Raw genomic sequence first — 23,360 nt, forward strand, 5'->3', positions numbered from 1 at the left:
GATAGGCATGGGCGCTGCGCCCGGACCCACACCGGACATGCCCATCCCTGCTTCCAAGGGCCGACGGGACATGCCCATTCTTGGAGCCCAATCCGGTGGCACATGCCCATTCTTAAACACCAACAGTGGGCAGAATGGCATTCTGCCCACTGTTGGTGATCGCGGAGGGACATGTCCATCGGTCACAGTGATCGAGGAGGGACATGTCCACCCGCGGGAGGTATTCCGGGGGGTGCTGCGGCCCGGGGCCTAGTTCTGGTACGCCGGGTAGTCCGTGTAGCCCTTGGCGCCCTCGCCGTAGAAGGTGGACTGGTCCGGTTCGTTGACCGGGAGCCCTTCCTGCCAGCGGCGGACCAGGTCCGGGTTGGCAATGGCGGGGCGTCCGACGACGACGGCGTCAGCGTGGCCGTCAGCGACCAGCGCGGTGGCTTCCTCCCGGGTGGTGATAACACCGAAGCCCGTGTTCAGCAGGAACGTGCCGCCGAACCGGGTGCGCAGGTCCTGCACCAACTCGCCGGTGGGGTCCTGGTGCAGCACACTGAGGTAGGCGAGCTTCAGCGGGGCCAATGCATCCACGAGGTGGCCGTACGTTGCCTTGATATCGGCGGCGTCAAGCTCCACCGCGCCCTGCACATTGTGCTCGGGTGAGATGCGAATGCCAACCCGGTCGGCACCCACGGCGTCCACCACGGCCCGGGTCACTTCAATCACAAAGCGCGCCCGGTTCGCCGGGGAACCGCCGTAGACGTCGTCGCGCTGGTTGGCGGACGGTGCCAGGAATTCGTGCAGCAGGTAGCCATTGGCGGAGTGCAGTTCCACGCCGTCGAACCCTGCGGCAATGGCCTTGCGGGACGCGGTCACAAACTCCTCGACGATGCCCGGCAGCTCGGCGGCAGTCAGCGCGTGCGGCACCGGATATGCCTTCTTGCCGTCATAGGTGCGGGTCTCGCCGTCGATCGCGATGCTGCTGGGCGCAACCACCTGGTGACCGCCGTTGGTTGCCTCGTGGGTGACCCGGCCGGCATGCATCACCTGGGCGAAGATCCTGCCGCCCTCGGCGTGCACTGCCGAGGTAACGTTGGCCCAGCCCTCAAGCTGCTCGTCTGTCACCAGGCCGGGTTGGCCCGGGAATCCCTGGCCGGCGCGGCTCGGGTAGGTTCCCTCGCTGACGATCAGGCCGAGCGAAGCCCGCTGCCGGTAGTGCTCGACAACCAGCGGCCCGGGGATGCCTTCCTTGCCGGATCGGACACGTGTCAGCGGAGCCATCACGAGCCGGTTGGGCAGTTCGAGCTCACCGAGGGTCATTGGGGAAAACAGCATGCGCAGTTCCTTTCACAAGACGTTGGGGTCTGTAGGCGGCAACTGCACAGCGCCTGCAACTATTCCGGCTGAGACTCGGATCACTAAGGGTGGACGATGATCTTCACCGCAGTGTCGTTGTGATTGATCAGCGTGTCAAAGCCTTGGTCCACCAGATCATCCAGGGCGATTCGACCCGTGATGAAGGGTTTCAGATCGACTTTTCCGTCCTGGACAAGCTTGATCGCAGCCTCATGATCCCCGCAGTAGGCGATGGTGCCGCGCAAGTCGATTTCCTTCAGGACGAGCTTCTGCATATCGACGGTGGCCGGATGCCCCCAAATCGAGACGTTGACAACGACGCCGGCCGGCTTCACGACGTCGAGCATGGTGTCCAGCACGGCATTCACGCCGGCACATTCAAAGGCTGCGTCCGGCCCCGCACCGGCCGTCAGTTCCAGCACCCGCGCCTTGACGTCATCCGAGCTCGGGTCCAGCACATGGTCCGCGACTCCCGAGGACATCGCTTTTTTCCTTCCGGGCCGCCGACAGCTCGGTGACGATCGTTGTGACGCCCAGGCCCTTGAGGACCGCTGCGGTCAGCAGGCCAATCGGGCCCGCACCGCCGACGACGGCGACGTCCCCGGCCTTGACGTCGCCCCTGCCGACGGCGTGATAGGCCACCGCGAGGGGTTCGATGAGGGCGGCTTCGTCCAGCGGGATGTCGCCGACCGGGTGGACCCACCGGGTGTCGACGACGACCTTCTCACTCAGGCCCCCGCCGCCGCCCGCCAAGCCGATGAAGCCGAGTTTGGTGCACAGGTTGTAGTGGCCGCTGAGGCACGGGCCGCATTCGTTGCAGACGATATATGGTTCCACCACCACGCTGTCTCCGACGGCGAGCCCGGTCACACCCTCCCCCAGTTCCTCGATGGTGCCGGAAAATTCGTGCCCCAGGGTGACCGGGGCTTCCTCGTGGGAAATCGGGTGGGGGTGGCCGGGCGGCGGGGTGAAGATCGGCCCTTCCAGGAATTCATGCAGGTCAGTCCCGCAGATCCCGCACCAGGCGACGGCGATCTTCACCGCTCCGGGGCGCATCCACGGCATGTCGTTGGATTGTCACAGCAGGAGGCCGTCACCCCAGTGTGGTTCCCGGGGCTGTGAATGTCACGGCGTGTCCGGGTCAGCGTGTGTGATGCGTGGGCTGACGCTCGAAGACCGGCGTCGGCAGCCCCTCCATCCTGGCCTTGAGCTGAAGGGCCAGGTAGTTGGAATAATGGCGGCTTTGGTGCAGGTTGCCACCGTGGATCCAGAGGTTCTCGACGTTGGTGGGCTTCCACATATTGCGCAGCTCGCCCTCCCACGGGCCGGGGTCCTTGGGCGTATCCGAGCCGAATCCCCAGCACTTGCCGACGGCGTCGGCCACCTCGGGTGAGACCAGGTCGGCGAGCCATCCGTTCATGGAGCCGTATCCGGTGGCGTAAATGATGGCGTCGGCTTCCAGCTCGGTGCCGTTGGCCATTACGACGGCGTTCCCGGTGATCTTCCCGACCTCACCGTTGGCCAGCTTGACCCGGCCGTCGATGATCAGTTGTGAGGCGCCGACGTCGATGTAGTAACCGGAGCCGCGGCGCAGGTATTTCAGGAAAAGTCCGGAGCCGTCGACGCCGAAGTCGAGGTCGAAGCCTGCGGCCTCCAGCTGAGCGTAGAACTCCGCGTCGCGCTCGGCCATCTCCGCGTAGACCGGGATCTGCGCTTCGGGGAGGATCCGGTAAGGCAACGAGGCAAAGAGCAGATCGGCCTTCTCCGTGGTGACGCCGTTGGCCAGTGCCTTTTCGGAGTACAAACCGCCAAGGGCGAGGTCCATGAGCGATTCGCTGCGGGCGATGTGCGTGGAGGAACGCTGCACCATGGTGACGTCCGCGCCGTGTTCCCAGAGGTCGGCGCAGATGTCGTGGGCCGAATTGTTGGAGCCGATGACCACGGCCTTCTTTCCGGTCCAGTCTCCGCCGCCCGGGTGCTTGGAGGAGTGGTACTGCTCCCCCAGGAAGGACTCGGCGCCGTCGAACGCGGGGACGCTGGGGTATCCCGAGACGCCCAGGGCGAAGACGAGCTGCTTGGGGCGCAGGGTGACCGGTTCGCCGTCGCGCACCACCTCCACCACCCATTCCTTCGTGGATTCATCGAAGCGTGCGTTGGTGCATTCGGTCTTGGACCAGTAGTTCAGCTCCATGATCCGGGTGTAGTTTTCCAGCCAGTCGCCGATCTTGTCCTTGGCCGCGAAGACCGGCCAGTCGTCCGGGAACTTGATGTAGGGCAGGTGGTCGTACCAGACCGGGTCGTGGAGGTGGAGGGACTTGTAGCGGTTCCGCCAGGAGTCACCCGCGCGCTCGTTCTTCTCAATGATGATGGTGGGCACGCCGAGCCTGCGCAGCCGGGCCCCCAGCCCGATTCCGCCCTGGCCGCCGCCGATAATGACCGTGTAGGGCTGGTCCTGGTAGCCGAGCCGGGCTTCCTGTTCTTCTTTTAGTTCAAGCCAGGACTTGCGGCCCCTGGTGATCTCGTGGGCGACGCCCTTCTCCCGTTTGGCTCCCTTTTTCTCCTCAAAGCCCTTGAGCTCCTGCATGGTGGTCAGCAGGGTCCAGCACTTGCCGTTCCGGATCCGCAGGTGGGCGTACCCCCGGGCCTGGGCGGTCTCGAAGTTCACCCACGCCTCGGCGTTCGCAGCGTCGCCGGTGGCATCCTCGGCGAGGGTCCAGTTCCTTGGCTGCACGTCGTTCAGTGTCGCATCGAGCATCCGCCGAATGTCCTCTTTGCCCTCGAGGGTTTTGAGGTTCCAGGTGAACGAGACGAAATCGCGCCAGTACGAATCGTCGTCGAATAGTTCCAGCACGGCGTCAATGTTGTGGTTCCGCAGCGCCTCATCGAAGTGCACCAGCCACGTCTCAACCACGCTGTTTGGAGTCTCAGGCATCTTTCCTCTTTCCCTTGCTGACGGCGGGCCGTTCCCCTTGCATAACGTCCAGACCATGCGGTGACCCGCATCACAAGTACAGTTCGCGGGGGGTTACAATCGGGTTACACAGGTCTGCCAAGCTACTGCCCTCCGTCTCCGGCGGCCGGTGGCCTGCCTTGCCTGGACGGGTGCAACGATTCGATGGCGAGTTGGGAGGGTCAGTATGGGGCTAAGCAACAGCTCGATCCTGAACTCCGCGGACCTCAGGTTTTCCGCGCCCGAGGAGTACGCCCGGACGCTCCGGGCGGCACACGAGGCAACCATTTCCGGCGCTCCCGATCCGCGCCTGCCGCCGTCGCTGATTAAATCCTGGCAGCGTTCGCTCGCGCTGGGCATCAACCCGGATCAGCACCGGCCCGTTCACCGGCATGAAGTTTCCGAAGCACGCTCCTTGAGTGCCGGCCGCCGGTTGGCGGCGGTTATGCCGGCGCTGTCCCAACTGCTGGCGGATGAGACCGCGACCGGGCGCCATCTGCTGATCGTCACGGACCATGTGGGCGAAGTCTTGTGGCGGATTGGCAGCAGGCAAGCCTTGCGGCTCGCGGACTCCTTGGAGTTTGTCGAGGGCGCCGACTGGTCCGAATCGGGAGTGGGCACCAATGCCATCAGCGAGGCGCTGGTAACGGGGGTTCCGGCGCAACTCTTCTCCGCCGAGCACCTCGTGCGCACGCATCACGACTGGGCCTGCACGGCATCACCGATTCGTGACCCTTTGACTGGGGACGTCCTCGGAGTCTTGGATGTATCCGGTCCATTCGAATCGGTCACGCCGGACAGTCTTCGTCTGGTGCGGTGCGGAGTGCGGCTGGCCGAGGAGCTGTTGAAGTCCGCGACCCCTCCCGCCGGACCGGATCGCGACGCCGGAAGTACGTTAGCGCTGAAGCTGCGACTTCTGGGGGACGCTCCTTCGGCCGCGCTCGACGGCGACACTCTCCGCCCGCTGACACTGCGCCGTGCCGAGATCCTGGCGCTGCTGGCATCCCGCACCCAGGGCTGGAGCGCCGACGAGTTGGCCTACGAAATTCACGGCGATGCCGGTACCGCGGCAGCCATCCGGACCGAGATGCACCGGATCCGCAGCCTCCTGGGCAATGTGGTGGAAGCAAATCCTTACCGTTTTGCAGCCGGCGTCACGGTAGATTCCGATGCTGCACGGGTTGCCCGCCATTTGCGGGCCGGCCGCGTTGCTGCTGCGTTTGCGGCCTATCCGGCCAGATTCCTCAACCGGTCAGCTAACCTCGCCATCGGATTCCTGCGCGACGAACTCAACGAAGCGGTTGGCGCCTCCGTCCGTGCCAGTGGTGATGCGCGCCTTATGCTGCAGTGGTGCTTGAGCGATATGGGCTCCGTCGATACGGCCGCCGCGGCCGCCGCAGCGAAGCTTATGGGCCCGGATGATCCTCGCGGCCAGCTGGTGAACGCCCGGATGGAGCGGATCGACCGGGAACTGCGGGCTTAGGCTGCGCCGGCGCGAAGCTGGCGCAGGCCGAAAGCCTGGCTCACTGCTAAGGAGCAGGCGGCGCGACTCCAGGGCAACCTTGACCCAGCGGGTTACGCAGGCAGTCGTCAGCGTAGTTTCGGGTGATGGAGCGCCAGACGCTGATGGTCTGCGGCGGCGAACTGAATTGTCCTTGGCCCGGGATAGGCAACGGCGGGCCGCCATTGACGGAATACGTGCCCTGGAAATGTGTCGTCAGCACCACGGAAAAGTCGCCGGTTTCCGGGTAGACGTGGCTTGTGGCAGTCTTTTCGCCCCAGCGGTCCTGCGGGAGCGGTCCACCGGCCGAGAGCTGTGGGCCCAGCGAGGTCCCGTCGCCGTAGCCCCAGGTGTATTGGACGGGCTTGGCGAAGACGTGCACCTTCTGGCCCAGAATCGTGATGTCGAACTGCTGCTCCGTCGCATTAGCGAAGAAATTGGTCTCGGCTCCCCGGAGTGTGTGCGGACTCGGTTGGGCCGTGACTGATGCTGGAGCAATTGGCAATTTTTGGAACTCCGCCTGCATCATGGCCGCGATTCGATCCAGCACGTCCGCCGGCTCGTCGTCATAGATGCAGGTCGGTCCGGCAAAGAAACCCCATACCGGAGGATTAAAATCTCTGAGGGATCGATACCAATTCACGCTCCGACCGTTTTCGCCTACAGAACATTCAATGTCAGGCCCGGCGCAGTTTGATCCATCCAAGGTCGGATCATCCCTGCAGACTCGCTTGTGTAAGTAAACATAGGGATCGTCGATGATGCCAATTGCGAATCTCGTCCACACTCCCGAGTGAGGATCCTGATGCCACGAGGAAACTGTGGCTCCATTTTCTTGCCAGTCTCCTTTCACCGCAGAATCTGAAGCATCGGCCCTCGCCTGTTCAGCAACGTGCCCGCCGAAAGAAAGAACCAAAGCAACCACCACAAAAGCCTTCGCAATCATGGATCTCACTTGCTCTTTTCCAAGTGTTCTACAGTTGCAGCCTTCCACTTCCCACTCTCGTAGGTCGCGACCATGATGTCGCCGACCGCAGGACCGGGCTCCGTCTTTTCGTCTAGAGTTTTGTCCGCCCGATAGTAAGACAGCGACTCTTGACGAACTTGGATCAGGACTTGATACTCCGCTCGTCCGGTTTCAACAAACCTGGACTGAACTCCTTCCACGACCAGCTTCCCGCCGGCCAACCATCGTCCTTCTGAATGCCATCCCTGAACAACTTCCCTAACCCGAGCACAGGAGTCGCACGACGGTCCCGAAGCTGCTTCAAGGGCACTGACGTCACCGGCCTCATAGGCGTACGTGACGGTGGAATACCAGTACCGCGCGAACGCCTCTAAGCCTTCCTTCGTCTCCGCTTTCGCAGCATCGGGCAGCACCGGAACGGGTACGTTCTGCGCTCGTCCAGAGGCATCGGCCGGTCGGTAGCTCGCAGTGGGAGTCGGGGTGGGCGTCGGGGTCGGCGGCGGCGGCGCCGTCGGGCTCGAAGACTCCGACGATGCAGTTGCGCCGGGCGTTGTTCCCCCGGCGGTGCAGGCCGTGACCGGCACAAGGGACAACGCGAGCACAACAGCGCAGACGCGCTTGCGGACGAAGAATGAGGTGCGAGATGTCATGGTCAGCTGTTCCCCCGATAGAAATCAAGACGCCTGAAGCCAAACAATGCCTTAAGGGTAACCGACGTCACATTTTGGACGTCCAAGTTATCCACAAGCGTTCGATTGAGGACAGGGGTGGCCCAGACAAGGCGAACGGCAACAGACTACGGAGAGCGTCCGACAGTTTGCCCGGCGCCCGCGGACGGCTGCAAACTCGCGCCCGCTTTCCCCCTTTAGCCCCTAGCGCTTTTCTACCGGAGTCAGAACAATGAACCCATGATGTTCGAACATGCAGACGGAAACCCTATCCTCGTCCTCGATGAGGATCAGAGCTGGAAAATGATTGAGGGCACTCAACACGGCAGGCTTGTTGTCTTCGTGGCCAACGAACCCGATATCTTTCCGGTCAACTATGCCGTGAGCCACCGGAAGCTCTACCTCCGGACGGCGCCCGGCAACAAACTCGCGGAACTGACCATCAATTCCAAGGTCTTGTTCGAAACGGATGGCATCCTCTCCGACGAGGCATGGTCGATTGTTCTTCGCGGAACGGCACGGGTGCTGGACCAGTCCGCCGATATCGCAGCCGCAGAGGCGCTGGGCCTCAAGCCGTGGGTTCCTACCCTGAAGGACTTTTACGTCGAGATCGAACCGACTTCGGTCAGCGGGCGCCATTTCCAGTTCGGCGAACACCCGGAGCGGGAGATCTAGCAACCGCTCGACGCCGGCCAAGACCACCTGGACGCAACCCATGGCGGACAAGCTGACTCCCGAGCAGCGCAGCGCGAACATGTCGCGCATCCGGAGCACAAACACTAAGCCTGAACTACTGGTCCGGAAATTACTCCATGCCAGGGGTTACCGCTACCGACTGCACGGCACCGCCGGTGGCGGCCGGCTGCCGGGCAAGCCGGATCTTGTCTTCGCGAGCCGGCGCAAAGTCATTTTCGTCAACGGCTGCTTCTGGCACTTTCACAACTGCCGGGTCGGGCAGCACGCGCCCAAAACCAATGCGGAGTTCTGGGGCACCAAACGCGAGAGAACGCGGAACCGCGACGTCGAACAACGCCGTCAGCTTGAAAGCTCCGGCTGGGACGTCCTCACCGTCTGGGAGTGTGAACTCAAGGACCTTTCAGTGCTGGAAGAGCAACTCCACGATTTCCTGCAGGCAAGCCACCGCCGCGCGCGCGGTGGCCTCGACGGCGAGAACCGCTGATAGTCAGTCCGCTCCGCGAAGACTGGAAGCCAGGGCGACGACTCCAAAAAAACTTCTTCCAGCTTCACGAGACAGACCGATGTGCCTCAGGTAACATCACTCTCTGGGGGACGAGGACACTACCGGTCCGCGATTACACGTACCAATATCCCCCGGGAGCACCAAATGCCTAAGTTACTGATGTCCACAACATCGCTGCGGACATCAAGCCGGCCGCCGAGGTCATTCCCCGGCTCCCTGCGGCAGGAGTACCGCCGGTCCCCCGAGGTCGACTCCGACCTTGGCCCCCTGCGCCTCCAGGTTTCCGGGATTATTGATTCGATTCTCGCTGACACGAAGCCCGAAGAGGCGGCGGTCCGCGAAAAGCTCCGCTGGCATGTAGCGAACCACCCCGGCCAGCCGGAGAAAGCCCTCTTGAGCCATCTGCTGTCTGTCTCCGTGCAAGCGGAAGCCGGTTAGCAAAGCGCCGGTCAGCGTCCGATACTCGCCTGACGCACCACTTCGCCCCAGGACTGCTGAGCGAGGTCCGCGATGGAGGCCAGGATTTCCGCTGGCGGCTGCGACAGGTCGAGCGGAAACTCCACCACATCGATGTCAGTGTTGAGGATCCGGCGCAGCTTGATCTCCCCCGCCCCCGGGCAGATGAGCCACGCCGTCGGAACCCGCAGCGACGTGCAGTACGCCAGCATCCGGTAGTGGTCCCCGGACAGCGACGCCCCGGCGTCGGCAGCGGCCTGGTACCTGGCGTCGTAGACCATCACCGGGCGTCCGCCAAGCAGGTGGACAGCACCGGGTTGCACCACGATCCGGTCAGAGTCGCGGACGGCCTCATTGAGCAGCGCGTTGTACCGCAGCCGCATCTCCCCCGGGAATGCGGCCATAGCCTCGCGGAGCGCCGTACCCACAAAGTCCTCGAACACCACGGACATATCAACAACAAACGACGCCGACTGTTGGGTACCGTCCCCGGCCTCCGCCGAAGAATGGCGCAGGATGACTTCGGCCAGCCGCAACGCGGACTGGTATCGCGTGTTCATCCGGCTGGCCCGCCACACCGGCAGGGGCGCACCGGACTGCAGGCGGGTCACGGCCGCGAGCTTGCCCTTGAGCTGGCGGAGCCGGCTCAGCACGTCCGGCCGCACACCCGAAACCTGGGACATCCTCTCCAACGCCGCCCGCAGGATACGGTTTTCGGCGATATCCTCGGTGAACTCGTCGTAGGAAACTTCAAGGGGCACCAGCATGCCGGGCCGGCGCGAGATCTGGTCCGACATCCGAATCCGCCCTTTGACCGTCCGGAGCGATTCATCAACATTCAGGTAGCCCTGCAGCACACCTCGGCTGAGCGCCCGGTCCGAGAGCTGGGCGAGCGACTGTGCCAGCGCGCTCCACAGATCCGCCTCTTCCACCGCGGTGACGGTATCCTCCCGGAACCCCTGATCCCCGGCGTAGCCGAGCAGGAACAGCAACCGGGCCAGGCCCAGCCGCTCCTTGGGCCGGACCTCAAGCTGCACCGTCGGGGTGCGCACCGCACCGATCTTCCCTACGGGCTCGATCCGGTAGATGCCCATGCCCATCGGCGAGGACTTGGCCAGGCCGCTGCCATTAATATAGGCCGCGCTGGCCGGGTCAAGCCGTTCCACCACACCGCTGGAAAGCTCGTCCAGGACAACCCTGCGGATCGGCGCGGAACCCGCCACACCGTGGCCTGCCCGGCCGGGCTGGCTAGACGCGCGCAAGGCGGTCAAGGAGCTGGTCAAGTCCGAACCGCTCCTGAAGCTGCGCACGGTTCAGCTGCCCATGGTAATGCTCCTCCAGCAACGGCATCAGCTCATACTTCCAGATCCGCCGCAGGCCCTTGGACGTCTGCGCGGACGGCTTCATAAAATAGGACGGACCGATCATCAGATCCCGGTCCCACTCATCGATGGCGTCATTGAGGGCGTCCATCAGCAGGGCCGGCGTCGTATCCAGGTCCCGGGCTTGCAGGAAACGCAGCAGCGTTCCCTGCACCGGCGCGGTCTCGGGGTGGAGTTCGATGAAGGAGAAGCGGCGGCGAATGGCGGCGTCCATCATCGCAATGGACCGGTCAGCGGTGTTCATGGTGCCGATGATGTAGAGGTTGTCCGGCAGTGTAAAGGGCTCGTTGGGGCTGTACTGCAGGTAAATCCGGTCATCGCGGTATTCGAGCAGGAAATACAGCTCACCGAAAACCTTCGCCAGGTTCGCCCGGTTCATCTCATCGATGATCAGGAAGTACGGCTTGCTCTCGTTTCCCGGCTTCGCGGCTTCCTCGGCGATGCGGCGCAGCGGCCCGGCCACGAGCTTAAAGGACACCTGGCCCTCGTCGGTTTTATCCGGCCTGAAGCCCTCAAAAAAGTCCTCATAGGCGTACGAAGGGTGGAACTGCACCAGCTTGACGCGTTCATCGGTGGTGTCGCCGGCGAGCTGGGCGGCAAGGTGCTTGGCCAGATACGTCTTGCCGGTTCCGGGCGGCCCGTACAGCACCAACTGGCGGTTCTCCTCCAGCAGTTCGGCGATCTCCTGCAGCGGCTCCAGGTCCATGTGCAGCGACTGAGCGAACTCCGGCGTCAGCGGGCGGAACCCTTCACAGGCAGGTTCGACGACGGCGGCCGGTTCTACACCCTCGCTTGGCCCGGCTTCCGCTTCAGCGGGCAGCAGTACCTCCAGCGCCTGGATGACTCGGGTGATGTCGACGACGATCCCGGAGGTGGCGAGTTGCCGCTGAACATGACGGGGCAGTTCGGTCATGGTGTGTGCCTCGTCGAACCAGCGGACCTTCCGGCCCAGCCGGCGGTTGTCGTCACGGTGCTCAGGTTCACCGAGGACGACCCCCAACCGCACAGTGCCCGAGCTCTGATACAGGGCCAGGTCGCCGGGCTTCATCACCCCCAAAAAGGCGAAGACGGCGGTCTTGGTGTCTTCCCGTTCAACGTAGCCGAGGTGCTTGTAGTCCTCGTCGACGGCGTGCTGGACCAGCCCGGCGGTAACACCGGGGTCCAGCAGCCGCAGGTGCTCAACATCGAGCGTGATCGATTCCTCGGCCTGCCAGCTGCTGAGCAGCTCGGCGTTATCGTGGTGGGTGCGCAGCAGCCAGGCCCGGCGCCCGGGGTCACCAACCTTGCGCCACTGGCTCACCAGCTGCCGGGAGTACCAGTCGATCCGTTGGCCGGCCTGTTCGTCGAGGTGCAGGCGGATCCGGTGGATGTCCGCGGAGATCTCCTCGTCGCTCTCGCCCTTCGCCCCACCTACGAGGGACGCGAAGGCATCACGGATCTCCTGGCGTTCGACGTCGGCCACAACTGGTTCGAAGTAGCTGGGCCAGACCAGGAATTCGATGCTGCGGCGGATGGCCGGCTGGTCATCGGGTGTGCCGGCAACCAGCTGGTGGAAGGCCAACGGGTCCTTCACCGCGGCCGCAACTTCACCGGCAGGACGCCGGGCAACATGCTGAACCAGCCGGCACAGCCAGCTCAGGTGGTCCCAGATGGTCCAGTTGAATTCCGCGGTGCGGTCCCGGATGACGCCATGGTCCGTCATGCCCGCGTACAACTCGATTGGCAGTTCCAGGGGCGGCTCCAGCCAGGTAGCCGCTTCGGCCACCCGCGCCCTTTTGACCTTGAGGGATTTCACCTCATGTGCCAACGGCAGGGACTGTAGGAAGAGCAGTTCGACGGCCAATTGCTTGGCACCCCGGGAGGCGTCCTGCAGGTTCTGCCGCAGGTTGGTCATCATGGGCGCCTTGGGATCCGGGACCCCGCGCTCAAGGCGACCCAGCAACTCCGTGGCCGCCGGCACCGACCATGTTTTGGTGCGGCCGTCCAGGGCAGACGCTTTGCCCAGCAACCCCGGCCCCAGCACAAACCAGGCCGCATCTTCGATCTCCTTGGAGATGCCGAGGGCGCGGTGCATGGCAGGCTTTTTGGCTGGGGTCATGCCTTCAATTTACAGGCTTAAGCTGAACGCCGGCATCATCGGGGAGCCCGAAAGTACCGACCGGAGGCTGAGCGTGTTTCCGGCGCTGGTTGCTACTTGGCGGCCGTGCGCTTGACGCCAAAAGTGAAATAGCTGCCCGGGCCGACGAAGTTGACCAGGGTCGCCACCCGCCACATCGTTTTGCTGCCTCGGATTTGTTCGGCCGGCCGGCGTGAGATATCCCGCTGGGCGGCGACCAGTAAGGAGAGCTGAACAACAGCCGCGGTCACCGTTCCGACCTTCGCCATCGGCGTGAGCTCTTTCCAGGTCTTCTTCTGGGCTTTTTTCTTGCCTTTGTTCGCCATTAGCCGTCCTCGTTTGTTGACCATAAGATGCACTCCTTGGCTCCCGGGCCGGGTGCCGAGGCTTGTCCATCCTAGGGACGATAGCTCGGCCCAAGTAGAGGCTATGGGACCGGTTTTTCGGAATCCGCAGGATCCGGAGTGAACCGGGCGAGCATCGCCTTTTGCTCCGGAGTCAGCCGCAGCACCCGCCCGGTGGCCTCGTCGACAAACGCCAGATGGCTTGAGGCCCGGACGCAGTCCTCCCGGGTCACGGGGTCCTGCACCAGATAGTGGATGTCAAAGCTGGCGCCCTTGATCGCACCGATCCACAGCTGGACTACCGCCGGCACGTTGCGGTACTCGAGGGTCCGGACGTAGCGGATTTTGTGGTCAACGATCAGCGCCAGGGTTCCCTCCGGGACCTCGTTGAATAGCGAGACCGGCGGCTCTACACCTGGCCGCCCCGACCCTCTGGGCGGCCCGAAGGCCGCGATTCGGGCTTCCTCCAGGATCCGGACGATCTGGACGTTGTTGATATGGCCGTAGGCGTCCATGTCGCCCCAGCGCATGGGAATCTGAACCTCGATGCGCCGGGACGCGGCAAGGTGGCCGGCGGCGCTCAGCTGCGCGCCGCCGTCGTGTTGTCGGCAGTATTCTCCGAAAAAGCCGTCTCGGCGTCTTCACCGGCGAACTGGGACATGTACAGGCGGTAGTAGGCACCTTTGAGTTCCAGCAACCGGGCGTGTGCACCCTGTTCAACGATCCGGCCGGCCTCCATCACCAGGATGGTGTCGGCGTCACGGATAGTGGAGAGGCGGTGGGCAATCACGAAGCTGGTGCGATCGGTGCGCAAGGCGGCCATGGCCTTCTGAACTAGGACTTCGGTGCGGGTGTCCACCGAGCTGGTGGCCTCGTCCAGGATTAGCAGCGAGGGGTTCGCCACGAAGGCACGGGCAATGGTGATCAGCTGCTTTTCGCCGGCGCTGACATTGTTGCCCTCCTCGTCGATGACGGTGTTGTAACCGTCCGGAAGGGCCCGGACGAAGCGGTCCACGAAGGTGGCTTTCGCCGCCTCCAGCACCTGTTCTTCCGTCGCGTCCAGCTTGCCGTAGCGGATGTTGTCGTAAATGGTGCCGCCGAACAACCACGCGTCCTGCAACACCATGCCAACCTTGGACCGCAATTCCGCTCGGCTGAGCTGCGTGATATCCGCCCCGTCCAGGGTAATGCTGCCGCCCTGGAGCTCGTAGAAGCGCATCACAAGGTTCACCAGGGTGGTCTTGCCCGCACCGGTGGGGCCAACAATCGCCACGGTGTGCCCGGGCTCAGCGGTGAAAGACAGGTCCTCGATCAGCGGTTTGTCCGCGGTGTAGCTGAAGGTGACGTGCCGGAAATCTACGTGGCCATCTGTCTTGGCGGGCAACTTTTCGGTGGCGGTCTCGGCCTCTTGTTCCTCGGCGTCGAGGAATTCAAAGACCCGCTCCGCTGAGGCGACGCCGGACTGCAGCATGTTCGCCATACCTGCCATCTGGCCCAGCGGCTGGGTGAACTCGCGGGAGTACTGGATGAACGCGGTGGCATCGCCCAGGCTCATCCCGCCGGAGGCAACCCGCAGTCCGCCGACGACGGCGATGCCGACGTAGCTGAGGTAGGACACAAACTGCATCACGGGCATGATCATCCCGGAGACGAACTGTGCACCGAAGCTGGCCCGGTAGAGCGCCTCGTTACGCTCGTCGAAGCGGTCCAGCATGTCCGCGTCGCGGCCGAACACCCGGACCAGGTCGTGGCCGGAGAAAGACTCCTCGATCTGGCCGTTAAGATCCCCGGTGTTCTTCCACTGGGCGGCAAAAAGCTTTTGGCTGCGGGAACCGATGATGCCGGCAGCCACGGCAGAGAGGGGCAGCGCAACGAGCGCGATAAGGGCCAGCTGCCAGGACACGATGAACATCATAATAACAATGCCGATCACCGTCAGCGCCGAGTTCACGAGCTGGGCGAAGGCCTGCTGCAGCGCCTGCTGGATGTTGTCGACGTCGTTGGTCACCCGCGAGAGGATGTCGCCGCGCTGGCGGGTGTCGAAGTAGTTCAGCGGAAGCCTGTTCAGCTTCTTCTCGGTGTCGTCGCGCAATGCGCGGACCACCCGCATGACCAGGATGTTCAGGACGTAGCCCTGCAGCCAGAGGAAGATGTTGGCCACGAAGTACATCACCAGGACCACGCTGATCAGGGAAGCCAGCCGCTGGAAATCCACGCCCACACCCGGGACAACGTTCATCCTGGCGAGCATGTCCGCGAAGTTGTCCTGGCCCTGGGCGCGGAGGCCTGCGACGAACTGCTCCTTGGTGCCGCCGGCGGGCAGCTGTTTGCCAATGACTCCAGCGAAGATCACGTCCATGGCCTGGCCGAGGATCCGGGGCGCCACCACGTTGAGGACGACGGCGACCGTCACCATGGCGAGTACGGCGGTGATACCGGCCCGTTCGGGTTTCAGCAGGGACATCAACCGCTTCGCGGAAGGCCAGAAGTGCTGGGCTTTCTTCGCCGGCAGGTCGCCGAACATACCGCCGTCGGCCTCGCCCGGGGTGTATTCCTCTTCTACAAAGTCGTCTTCCGGATCCGTGTCCGGGGCTGGCTTCCTGGAGTGCAGCGAAACCTTCTCGTTGGTGCTCATGCCACGGCCTCCGCGGTCAGCTGGGATTCGACAATTTCCTGGTAGGTGCTGGAACTCTGCAACAGCTCCTTATGTGTGCCGCGGTCCACGATCCGTCCTTTGTCGAGGACCAGAATCTGGTCCGCGTCGGCGATGGTGGAGACGCGCTGACCGACAATGATTACGGTCGCGTCCGCCGTCTTCGCCTTGAGTGCGCGCCGGAGCCTCGCGTCAGTGGCGACGTCGAGGGCGGAGAAGGAGTCGTCAAACAGGAACACTTTGGGCTCCGTGACGAGGGCCCGGGCAATGCAGAGGCGCTGGCGCTGGCCGCCTGAGACGTTGGTGCCGCCCTGGGAAATCCGTGAGCCGAGTCCATTCTTCTTCTCACGCACAAAGTCGGCTGCCTGGGCCACGGTCAGGGCGTCCCAGAGCTGCTCATCCGTGGCCTCGGGCTTGCCGAAGCGCAGGTTGTGCTCGACGGTCCCGGAGAACAGGTACGGCCGCTGCGGCACCATGGCCACGCGCTGCGTAATCTCCGCGCGGTCCAGATTGGTAACGGGGACGCCGTCGAGCAGCACCTCCCCCGATTCTGCGTCGTAGAGGCGGGGCAGCAGGGACAACAGGCTGGTCTTGCCGGCGCCGGTGGAGCCGATGATCGCGACCGTCTGCCCGGGCTCGGCGGTGAAGCTGATCCCGCTCAGCACCGGCGCTTCGGCGCCGGGGTAGGCGAAGGAAACGTTCCGGAACTCGACCCGGCCGGCTTTCCTGGCCGGCGTCACCGGGGTGAGGGCCTCGCGGATGGAGGGTTCGACGTCGAGCACCTCACCAATGCGGTCCGCGCACACCGACGCACGGGGAATCATCATCGCCATAAAGGTGCCCATCATTACGGCCATCAGGATCTGCAGGAGGTACTGCAGGAATGCCGTCAGCGAGCCGACCTGCATCTCGCCCGCGTCGACCCGCTGGCCGCCGAACCACAGCACGGCCGCGGTGGAGATGTGCAGGATCATGCCGATGGCGGGGAACATAAGCACAAACAAGGCACCGATCTTCAGCGACACGTCGGTGAGTTCCTTGTTCCCGGCGCCGAACCGTTCCGCCTCATGCGGTTCGCGGACGAACGCGCGGACAACGCGGATGCCGATGATCTGCTCGCGCAGGATGCCGTTGAGCCGGTCAATCTTCTTCTGCATGGTGCGGAACAGCGGCATCAGCCGGACCACAAGGTAGCCCACGACAGCCACAAGCACCGGAACGGCAACCCACACCAGCCAGGACAGGCTGAGGTCTTCGCGGAGGGCCATTATGATCCCGCCGATGCACATGATGGGTGTGGCCACCATAAAGTTCAGCCCCAGCAGCATAAGCATCTGCACCTGTTGGACATCGTTGGTGCCGCGCGTGATCAGGGTTGGGGCGCCAAAGACGTTGACGTCCTTTGCGGAGAAGCCCGTGACCTTCCGGAACACGCCGCGGCGCAGGTCTCGGCCGAACGCCATCGCCACCTTGGATCCGAAGTAAACTCCGGCGATCGCGGTGACCACCTGGACCAGTGCGACGACGAGCATCACCCCGCCGGTCCGCCAGATGTAGTCCGTATCGCCGCGCGAAACGCCCTCGTCAATGATCTGGGCATTCAGGCTGGGAAGATACAGCGCCGCGATGGTGGATGCGAGCTGGAAGAAAATGACTGCACCGATGGATGGCAGATACGGCCTCGAGTAGCGCCGGATGAGGGTGACAAGCATGCCCACGAGTCCTTAGGAATGATGAATAGTTGCGGCTGGAAATGAGTCCGGGAAGGGGACATTGTCTCGATGTACCCAGTATTAGCAGAGGGGGCTGACAGCCGTCGTCATCCCACTCTACGAAATGACCCGCCAGCGCGGAACAGCGGCGAGGAAAAATCATCCAATCGGCGTACTCTTCGGCCGGCTGCACGACTGAAGGCTCCGCCGCCGCCCCTGGTGGGGGCAGGCGCGGAGCCTTCAGCCGACGTTACCGGCAGGACCTGCCCGGCCGCTGCGCGTTCCTGCTGCTAGTCGGTCCGGTGCCGTCCGTGGGTGGCGATGTAATCGGCCGCAGCGCGCTGCAGCTTGCGCTGTTTGGCCAGCTGCCGGCCCAACGCCGTGAGTTCCCCGGCGACACGGGCTTGCTCCGCCGCAATCACACGCTGCTCGGCAGCCTGTTCGTTCACGGCGTGCAGCGCCTCGGCCAGTTGGAGTTGCTGCTCGGCAAGCAGCCGTTGGGTCTGCAGCAACACGGGTACTACGTCGGCTGCCTCAGGCCGGTCCTCGGCGAGCAGGGTCCGGGACCGCTGGCGGCCGCCTTCCCTATCGCCGGGCTCGGCGGACTCCCCCGGGCGGGGCGAGGAATTGGCAGCCACACCGGCCTCCCGGCGGGCGGCGTCGGGAAACCGGGATTCGGCGCGCTCCCGGCTGAGGACCTCGATAAACTCCCGGTCCAAGTCGACGATGCCGGATCCGACGGCGGGGCCAACCGTGCCAGCGTCCTTCGGACCATTCCGCGGAGCATGCCCCAGGGCAGTCGCTGAAGCACCTCCGGCGGCGGCCACGGCAGCGTCCGCAGCTGCGTCTCCTGCCTGCGCGGCGGGCTCAGGCCGGATATCAACGGTGCGACGCAGGGGGCGTTCCTTGATAAACAGGACGGCTACAAGAGCCACGAGGCCGACGATGGCCGAAATCAGGAAAACCTCCGCGATCGCGTCACCGTATGCCGCCCGCATAATCTCACGCAGCGGTGCCGGCATGTCCTTGAGGTCCATGGTGGCCCCCGCCGACCCCGCCGGCACCTGGATTCCGGCGGAAGCGAGCCCCTCGGTGACGAGCTGCTTGACCCGGTTGCCCAGGACGGCGCCAAGGACCGAGACGCCGATGGCGCCGCCTACGGACCGGAAGAAGGCCACGGAGGCGCTGGCCGTACCGATGTCCTTGGCCTGGACAGTGTTCTGCACGGCGAGGACGAGGTTCTGCATCAGCAGGCCCAGGCCCAAGCCCAGGATGGCCGTAAAAATACCGGTCATCCACAGGTCGGTGGTGTGGTCCATGCTGCCGGCAAGGCCGAGGCCGCCCACCAGGAGGATGGAGCCGGCGGTCAGGTACCGTTTCCACTTGCCGGTGCGGCTGATGAGCATACCCGAGGCAACCGAACCGATCAGGTTGCCCGCGATCATGGGCAGGGTCAGCAGGCCGGCTTCGGTGGGGCTGGCACCGCGTGCCACCTGGAAGTACTGGCCAAGGAACGTCGAGGAGCCGAACATGCCCACGCCGACCGCTACCGAGGCGAGGATCGCGAGGGCTGTGGTCCGCTCGGAGATGATCTTGAGCGGGATGATCGGCTGGGATACCCGAGATTCCACCAGTACCAACAGGCCAAGGAGCACAACGCCGCCGCCCACCATGGCGACCGACTGCCATGACCACCAGTCGTAGTAGTCGGGGTTGCCGGCGAAGGAAACCCAGATGAGCAGCAGGCTGACGCCCGAGGTCAACAGGATCGAGCCGAGCCAGTCGATCTTGGCCGGGCGCTTGACGTGCTGGATCTTCAAGGTGACCTGGAGCAGGATCAGGGCGACGACGGCGAGCGGGACGCAGACGAAGAAGGTCCAGCGCCAGCCCAGCGGACTGTCCACAATAAAACCGCCGAGCAGCGGGCCGCCGGCTGTGCCGACGGCCATCACGCCGCCCATGTAGCCGGAGTACTTTCCGCGGTCACGTGGCGGAATCATGGAGCCGATGATGGCCTGGGCCAGGGCGGTGAGGCCACCCATGGCGATGCCCTGGATGACCCGGGCGGTCAGCAGCAGCGGGATGGTCTCCGACAGCCCGGCCATCACGGAGCCGGCCACAAAGATCACGATGCTGAGCTGGACCAGGACCTTTTTGTTAAAGAGGTCCGCCAGCTTGCCCCAGATCGGGGTGGTGGCCGCGTTGGCCAGGAGGGCGGCCGTAATCACCCAGGCGAAGTCCGTCTGGGTGCCCTTGAGCTCGGACATAATGGTGGGAAGCGCGTTGGCAACAATCGTGCTGCTCAGGATGGCGGTGAAGAAGGCAGCCAGCAGACCCGTCAGTGCTTCCATGATCTGGCGGTGGGTCATTGCCGCAGGTTCTCCGGCGGGATGGGACGGGCGCGGGTACCCCGGCTGATCATCCGACCGGGCCGGGGACGGCCCTGTCGCGGCAGCGTGGTTAGCCATGTATCTACTCCTTAACAGTTTCGGTCGTATTCGTGGGTCCGGCCGTCGTTGCCCGGGCTGAGGTCCTGAGGGACTCAGCAAGTTTCTTCAGGGTCCGCGCCGTGAGTTCGACGTCGTCCTGGCTCCAGTCCTGCAGCAGGCCCTGGATGGTTGCAGTGCGGTGGTCCTCGATGACCCGCAGCTTCTCCGCACCGGCCGCCGAGAGGGCGATCAGCTGGGCGCGGCCATCCTCGGGGTCCGGCCGGCGGACCACGTAACCTTGCTCTTCGAGCTCGGCGATATGCCGGCTGAGCACGGGGGCGCTGACGCCGAGCCGCTCCGCAAGGTGGGTGGCCCGGGATTCGCCCTCACCGACAAAACGGAGCACTCCCTGCAGGGCCACCCCGGTGTCCTGGCCGCGAAGGTTGGCTGCGGCAACACAGCGGACGGCGCGCTGAAGGTCAAAGATCTGGTAAACGAGTTTGGCTGCGGCATTGGATTCAACGGTCATGGCGGACCCCCCTCTTTTGTTTGCCCTAGGCAACTATATAGCAAAATTGGTTACTTCGGGAAACTAACCCTGTTCGGAGCGGCCCCAGGGGCGGCATAACGCGCCGGCGCGCCGAAAGAAGTGGCCGTTAAACGCCAAACGCGGGCCGGCCGCGTCCACCCATCATTTAATGAGGGAGGACGCGGCCGGTCCGCGCAGTGTGTTTACCGATTTCCGGCGTTCCGGCCGGCGTTCCGGCCGGCCGCGCTAGTCGTCCAGGTGGGTGGGGGCGAACATCTTCAGCAGGGTCTCGACGACGACCACGTTCGGGCCGTCCGCCGCAAACCCGGCCCTGAGCGCATCCCCGATGTCCTCGGGGGCAACCCGGACGGCCGGGACGCCGAAGGCCTCCGCCAGCTTGACGAAGTCAGGACGGGCGAGTTCGGTCGCGGTGGCCTTGCCGAAGGCGCCGACCATGTATTCACGCAGGATGCCGTAACCGCCGTCGTCCACAATCAGCCACGTGACCGGAACGTTGTGCTGCTTGGCAGTGGCCAGTTCGGAAATGGAGTACATCGCCGATCCGTCGCCGGAGACGGCCAACACCCTGGCAGACCCGCCGGGCTTGCCGGTGGTTTCCAGGCCAACAGCGCCGCCGATTGCCGCAGGAAAGCCGAAGCCGAGGCCGCCGGCGCCCTGGGCAGAGTGGAACTGGCCCTGGCGGGCATCCCAGCAGCTCCAAGCCCAGTACGCGGAGATGGTCATGTCCCAGAATGTCTGCATGGCGGCGGGGACGGCCTCGCGGATGTCCGCCATAAACTTCAGTTCCTTGCCGAGATCCTGGGATTCGAGGCGGGCAGTGACCTTGGCGAGGGTTTTTTTGACCAGATCTTCCGGCGAAGTGCCGTGCCAGTTGGTGCGATCGCCATATGGTTCCCACAGGGCATCGAGGGCATCGTCGAGGGCGGCGAGCGCCTGGCCGGCGTCGGCCCGGATGCCCAGACCGGGACGGTTGGATTCGAGGACGCGAGGTTCGGCGTCGATCTGGATGATCCGGCCGCGCGGCGCAAAGGTGAAGTAGTTTGATGTGACTTCGCCGAGTGAGGAACCGATCACAATCAGCACGTCGGCGTCCTCAAGGAGCTCCGTCATGTACTGGTCCTCGATCCAGGACTGGAGTGAGAGTTCGTGGTTCCACGGGAACGCGCCGTTGCCGCCGGGCGTGCAAATCACCGGCGCCCGGAGCTTCTCCGCGATGGCGAGCAGCGACTTCTCGGCCCGGCCGCGGCGGGCTCCCCCGCCGGCGATGATGGCGGGACGTTCCGCCGACGCCAGCCATTTGACGGCTTCGCGGACCAGTTCGATCCGCGGCGGATTATCGGCGGCCTCGGCGAGTGCATCCTCCACCGGGGGAACCATAATCGGATCCAGCAGCACGTTCTGCGGAATCTCCAACCACACGGGGCCCTGCGGCGAGGAAATCGCCTCGGTCCAGGCATCCTGGATAGCCGAAGGGATGCCGGAGGCGTGCTGGATGAGGCGCTGGCTCTTGGTGACGTTGGCGGCCGAAGCCTTCTGGTCATCGAGTTGGTGCAGCATTCCCTTGCGGCGCGCACCGAGTCCTTCGAGCGGGATCTGGCTCGCGATGACCACCATGGGAACGCCGGTGGCATACGCTTCCTGCAGCCCGGCCAGGGACGTCAGCGCTCCCGGTCCGGTGGAGAGGAAAAGGACACCGACCTCGCCGGTGGCCCGGGAGTAGCCGTCCGCGGCAAAGGCGGAGTTGTTCTCCACCCGGGAGGAGACGAAGTGCAGGTTGCCCCGGCCCATCGCATCAAAAAGCCCCAGGGCGTGCTGCCCCGGAATCCCGAAGACCGTTTTGGCGCCGAGCGCTTCGAGCGTCTCGACAACGAGGTCCCCGCCATTGCGCACTCCGGTCACTGGGCGACCCCGCCCCCGACGCGGGCTGCGGCCGGAGTGGCGAAGCCGGCCGGACGGCGGGATTCCTGGCCGAGCGCCTGCGCAGCGTACCCGTTGGCCGCGCCGAAGCGGTCGCCCCCAACCGCGCTGTCCGCCATCAGGGTGACCAGTTCGTAGGCCACGTGGCTTGCGGCGACGCCGGTAATGTCCGCATGGTCGTACGCGGGGGCCACCTCCACAATGTCCGCCCCCACCAGGTTCATGCCGCGGAAGCCGCGGATGATTTCGAGCAGCTCGCGGCTGGTGATGCCGCCGGCTTCCGGGGTGCCGGTGCCGGGGGCGTGTGCGGGGTCGAGGACGTCGATGTCGACCGAGATGTAGAGCGGGCGGTTGCCGATCCGGTCACGCACCTTCGCTACTGTTTCGAGCACACCCTGGTAGTAGACGTCGGCGGAGGTCACAATGCCGAAGCCGAAGCGGTGGTCGTCGTCGAGGTCCTTTTTGCCGTACAGCGGGCCACGGGTGCCGATGTGGCTAATCGCCTCGGTGTCCAGGATGCCTTCCTCAACCGCCCGGCGGAACGGGGTGCCATGGGTGTATTCGGCACCGAAGTACGTGTCCCAGGTGTCCAGGTGCGCGTCAAAGTGCAGCATGGCGACGGGCTGGCCGGCGCGTTCGGCGGCGGCGCGCAGCAGCGGCAGCGCAATGGTGTGGTCCCCGCCGAGGGTCAGCAGCTTGCTGCCGGCGGCGGTCAGGTCCAGGGCATTCTGCTGGATTGTCTCGATCGCTTCATTGATATTAAAGGGGTTGACGGCCATATCGCCGGCGTCGGCCACCTGGATGTTCTCGAAGGGGCTGACATCCCAGGCCGGGTTGTACGGGCGCAGCAGCCGGCTGGCCTCGCGGATGTGGTTGGACCCGAAGCGGGCACCGGGGCGGTAGGAGACGCCCGAGTCGAAGGGCACGCCCACCACCGTAACGTCGGCCTTGGCGACCTGGTCCAGCCGCGGCAGGCGCGCATAGGTAGCGGCCCCCGCGTAACGGGGGATGCGGGATGAATCAATAGGGCCAAGGTTGCCATTGGCCTCGATGCGCAGCTCTTCCAAAAGAAAGCCTCTCCTTCGAGGATTGACCGACGGGTGTGATAGCCATCATACACTCGAAGTTGTCTCTTGAGCATCAAATGTTTACAAAAGGGCCATCCACGGCATC

General features: G+C 64.4%; 18 protein-coding genes and 1 pseudogene. 4 read left to right on the forward strand and 15 right to left on the reverse strand.

The genetic code is table 11. The features are described from left to right. Positions 1-249 precede the first annotated feature (249 nt). From QMG72_RS11045 to QMG72_RS11055, 3 genes and pseudogenes are all read right to left on the reverse strand, one after another. Positions 250-1,320, reverse strand: a complete 1,071-nt coding sequence (locus QMG72_RS11045) for an alkene reductase (protein ID WP_282360106.1) — start codon at positions 1,318-1,320, stop codon at positions 250-252. An 83-nt stretch (positions 1,321-1,403) separates the two neighbouring features. Next, positions 1,404-2,406, reverse strand: a pseudogene (locus QMG72_RS11050) (2,3-butanediol dehydrogenase). A 76-nt stretch (positions 2,407-2,482) separates the two neighbouring features. Continuing rightward, a complete protein-coding gene (locus QMG72_RS11055; protein WP_282360105.1) occupies positions 2,483-4,273 on the reverse strand; it encodes an NAD(P)/FAD-dependent oxidoreductase in 1,791 nt (596 codons plus the stop codon). Positions 4,274-4,478: 205 nt separating this feature from the next. On the opposite strand from QMG72_RS11055, the gene QMG72_RS11060 reads away from it, so the two are divergent. After that, positions 4,479-5,774 (forward strand): GAF domain-containing protein, encoded by a 1,296-nt coding sequence (locus tag QMG72_RS11060; protein WP_283480517.1) that lies wholly within the window; start codon positions 4,479-4,481, stop codon positions 5,772-5,774. A 46-nt stretch (positions 5,775-5,820) separates the two neighbouring features. On the opposite strand, the gene QMG72_RS11065 is transcribed toward QMG72_RS11060, so the two are convergent. Continuing rightward, positions 5,821-6,738, reverse strand: coding sequence for a hypothetical protein (locus QMG72_RS11065; RefSeq protein ID WP_282360103.1), 918 nt, complete (start codon positions 6,736-6,738; stop codon positions 5,821-5,823). Between the two features lie 5 nt (positions 6,739-6,743). Further along, positions 6,744-7,409, reverse strand: coding sequence for a DUF6318 family protein (locus QMG72_RS11070; RefSeq protein ID WP_282360102.1), 666 nt, complete (start codon positions 7,407-7,409; stop codon positions 6,744-6,746). A 258-nt stretch (positions 7,410-7,667) separates the two neighbouring features. Between QMG72_RS11070 and QMG72_RS11075 the strand changes: the two genes are divergently transcribed. From QMG72_RS11075 to QMG72_RS11085, 3 genes are all read left to right on the forward strand, one after another. Beyond that, complete coding sequence (locus QMG72_RS11075) at positions 7,668-8,102, forward strand: pyridoxamine 5'-phosphate oxidase family protein (protein WP_226776434.1); 435 nt, start codon at positions 7,668-7,670, stop codon at positions 8,100-8,102. 40 nt (positions 8,103-8,142) lie between these two features. After that, the gene (locus QMG72_RS11080; RefSeq protein ID WP_226776433.1) at positions 8,143-8,607 is read left to right on the forward strand and encodes a very short patch repair endonuclease; all 465 of its coding nucleotides are present in this window, start codon (positions 8,143-8,145) and stop codon (positions 8,605-8,607) included. A gap of 165 nt (positions 8,608-8,772) precedes the next feature. Next, positions 8,773-9,066, forward strand: a complete 294-nt coding sequence (locus QMG72_RS11085) for a hypothetical protein (RefSeq protein ID WP_226776432.1) — start codon at positions 8,773-8,775, stop codon at positions 9,064-9,066. 11 nt (positions 9,067-9,077) lie between these two features. Here the strand turns inward: QMG72_RS11085 and QMG72_RS11090 are convergent, their stop codons facing one another. The 10 genes from QMG72_RS11090 to speB form a co-directional block, all read right to left on the reverse strand. Next, positions 9,078-10,307 (reverse strand): 5-methylcytosine restriction system specificity protein McrC, encoded by a 1,230-nt coding sequence (locus QMG72_RS11090; RefSeq protein WP_282360196.1) that lies wholly within the window; start codon positions 10,305-10,307, stop codon positions 9,078-9,080. A 25-nt stretch (positions 10,308-10,332) separates the two neighbouring features. Next, the gene (locus QMG72_RS11095) at positions 10,333-12,564 is read right to left on the reverse strand and encodes an McrB family protein (RefSeq protein WP_282360101.1); all 2,232 of its coding nucleotides are present in this window, start codon (positions 12,562-12,564) and stop codon (positions 10,333-10,335) included. Between the two features lie 92 nt (positions 12,565-12,656). Further along, positions 12,657-12,932 (reverse strand): hypothetical protein, encoded by a 276-nt coding sequence (locus tag QMG72_RS11100; RefSeq protein WP_282360100.1) that lies wholly within the window; start codon positions 12,930-12,932, stop codon positions 12,657-12,659. Between the two features lie 77 nt (positions 12,933-13,009). Further along, complete coding sequence (locus QMG72_RS11105) at positions 13,010-13,456, reverse strand: acyl-CoA thioesterase (protein WP_226776428.1); 447 nt, start codon at positions 13,454-13,456, stop codon at positions 13,010-13,012. 50 nt (positions 13,457-13,506) lie between these two features. Continuing rightward, complete coding sequence (locus QMG72_RS11110) at positions 13,507-15,561, reverse strand: ABC transporter ATP-binding protein (RefSeq protein ID WP_282360099.1); 2,055 nt, start codon at positions 15,559-15,561, stop codon at positions 13,507-13,509. Further along, complete coding sequence (locus tag QMG72_RS11115) at positions 15,558-17,291, reverse strand: ABC transporter ATP-binding protein (RefSeq protein ID WP_226776427.1); 1,734 nt, start codon at positions 17,289-17,291, stop codon at positions 15,558-15,560. The genes QMG72_RS11110 and QMG72_RS11115 overlap by 4 nt, the downstream gene beginning before the upstream one ends. Positions 17,292-17,581: 290 nt before the next feature. Next, a complete protein-coding gene (locus QMG72_RS11120) occupies positions 17,582-19,660 on the reverse strand; it encodes an MFS transporter (RefSeq protein WP_282360195.1) in 2,079 nt (692 codons plus the stop codon). A 103-nt stretch (positions 19,661-19,763) separates the two neighbouring features. Continuing rightward, entirely contained in the window at positions 19,764-20,249 is a 486-nt protein-coding gene (locus QMG72_RS11125; protein WP_226776425.1) for a MarR family winged helix-turn-helix transcriptional regulator, read from the reverse strand. A gap of 246 nt (positions 20,250-20,495) precedes the next feature. Further along, positions 20,496-22,169 (reverse strand): thiamine pyrophosphate-binding protein, encoded by a 1,674-nt coding sequence (locus QMG72_RS11130; protein ID WP_282360098.1) that lies wholly within the window; start codon positions 22,167-22,169, stop codon positions 20,496-20,498. Further along, on the reverse strand, positions 22,166-23,254 hold the full coding sequence (speB, locus tag QMG72_RS11135) for an agmatinase (protein WP_226776423.1): 1,089 nt from the start codon (positions 23,252-23,254) through the stop codon (positions 22,166-22,168). Before speB ends, QMG72_RS11130 begins: the two co-directional genes overlap by 4 nt. Positions 23,255-23,360 lie beyond the last annotated feature (106 nt).

Source organism: Pseudarthrobacter sp. PH31-O2 (genome assembly GCF_030063265.1).
In the GTDB taxonomy this organism is placed as follows: Bacteria; Actinomycetota; Actinomycetes; order Actinomycetales; family Micrococcaceae; genus Arthrobacter.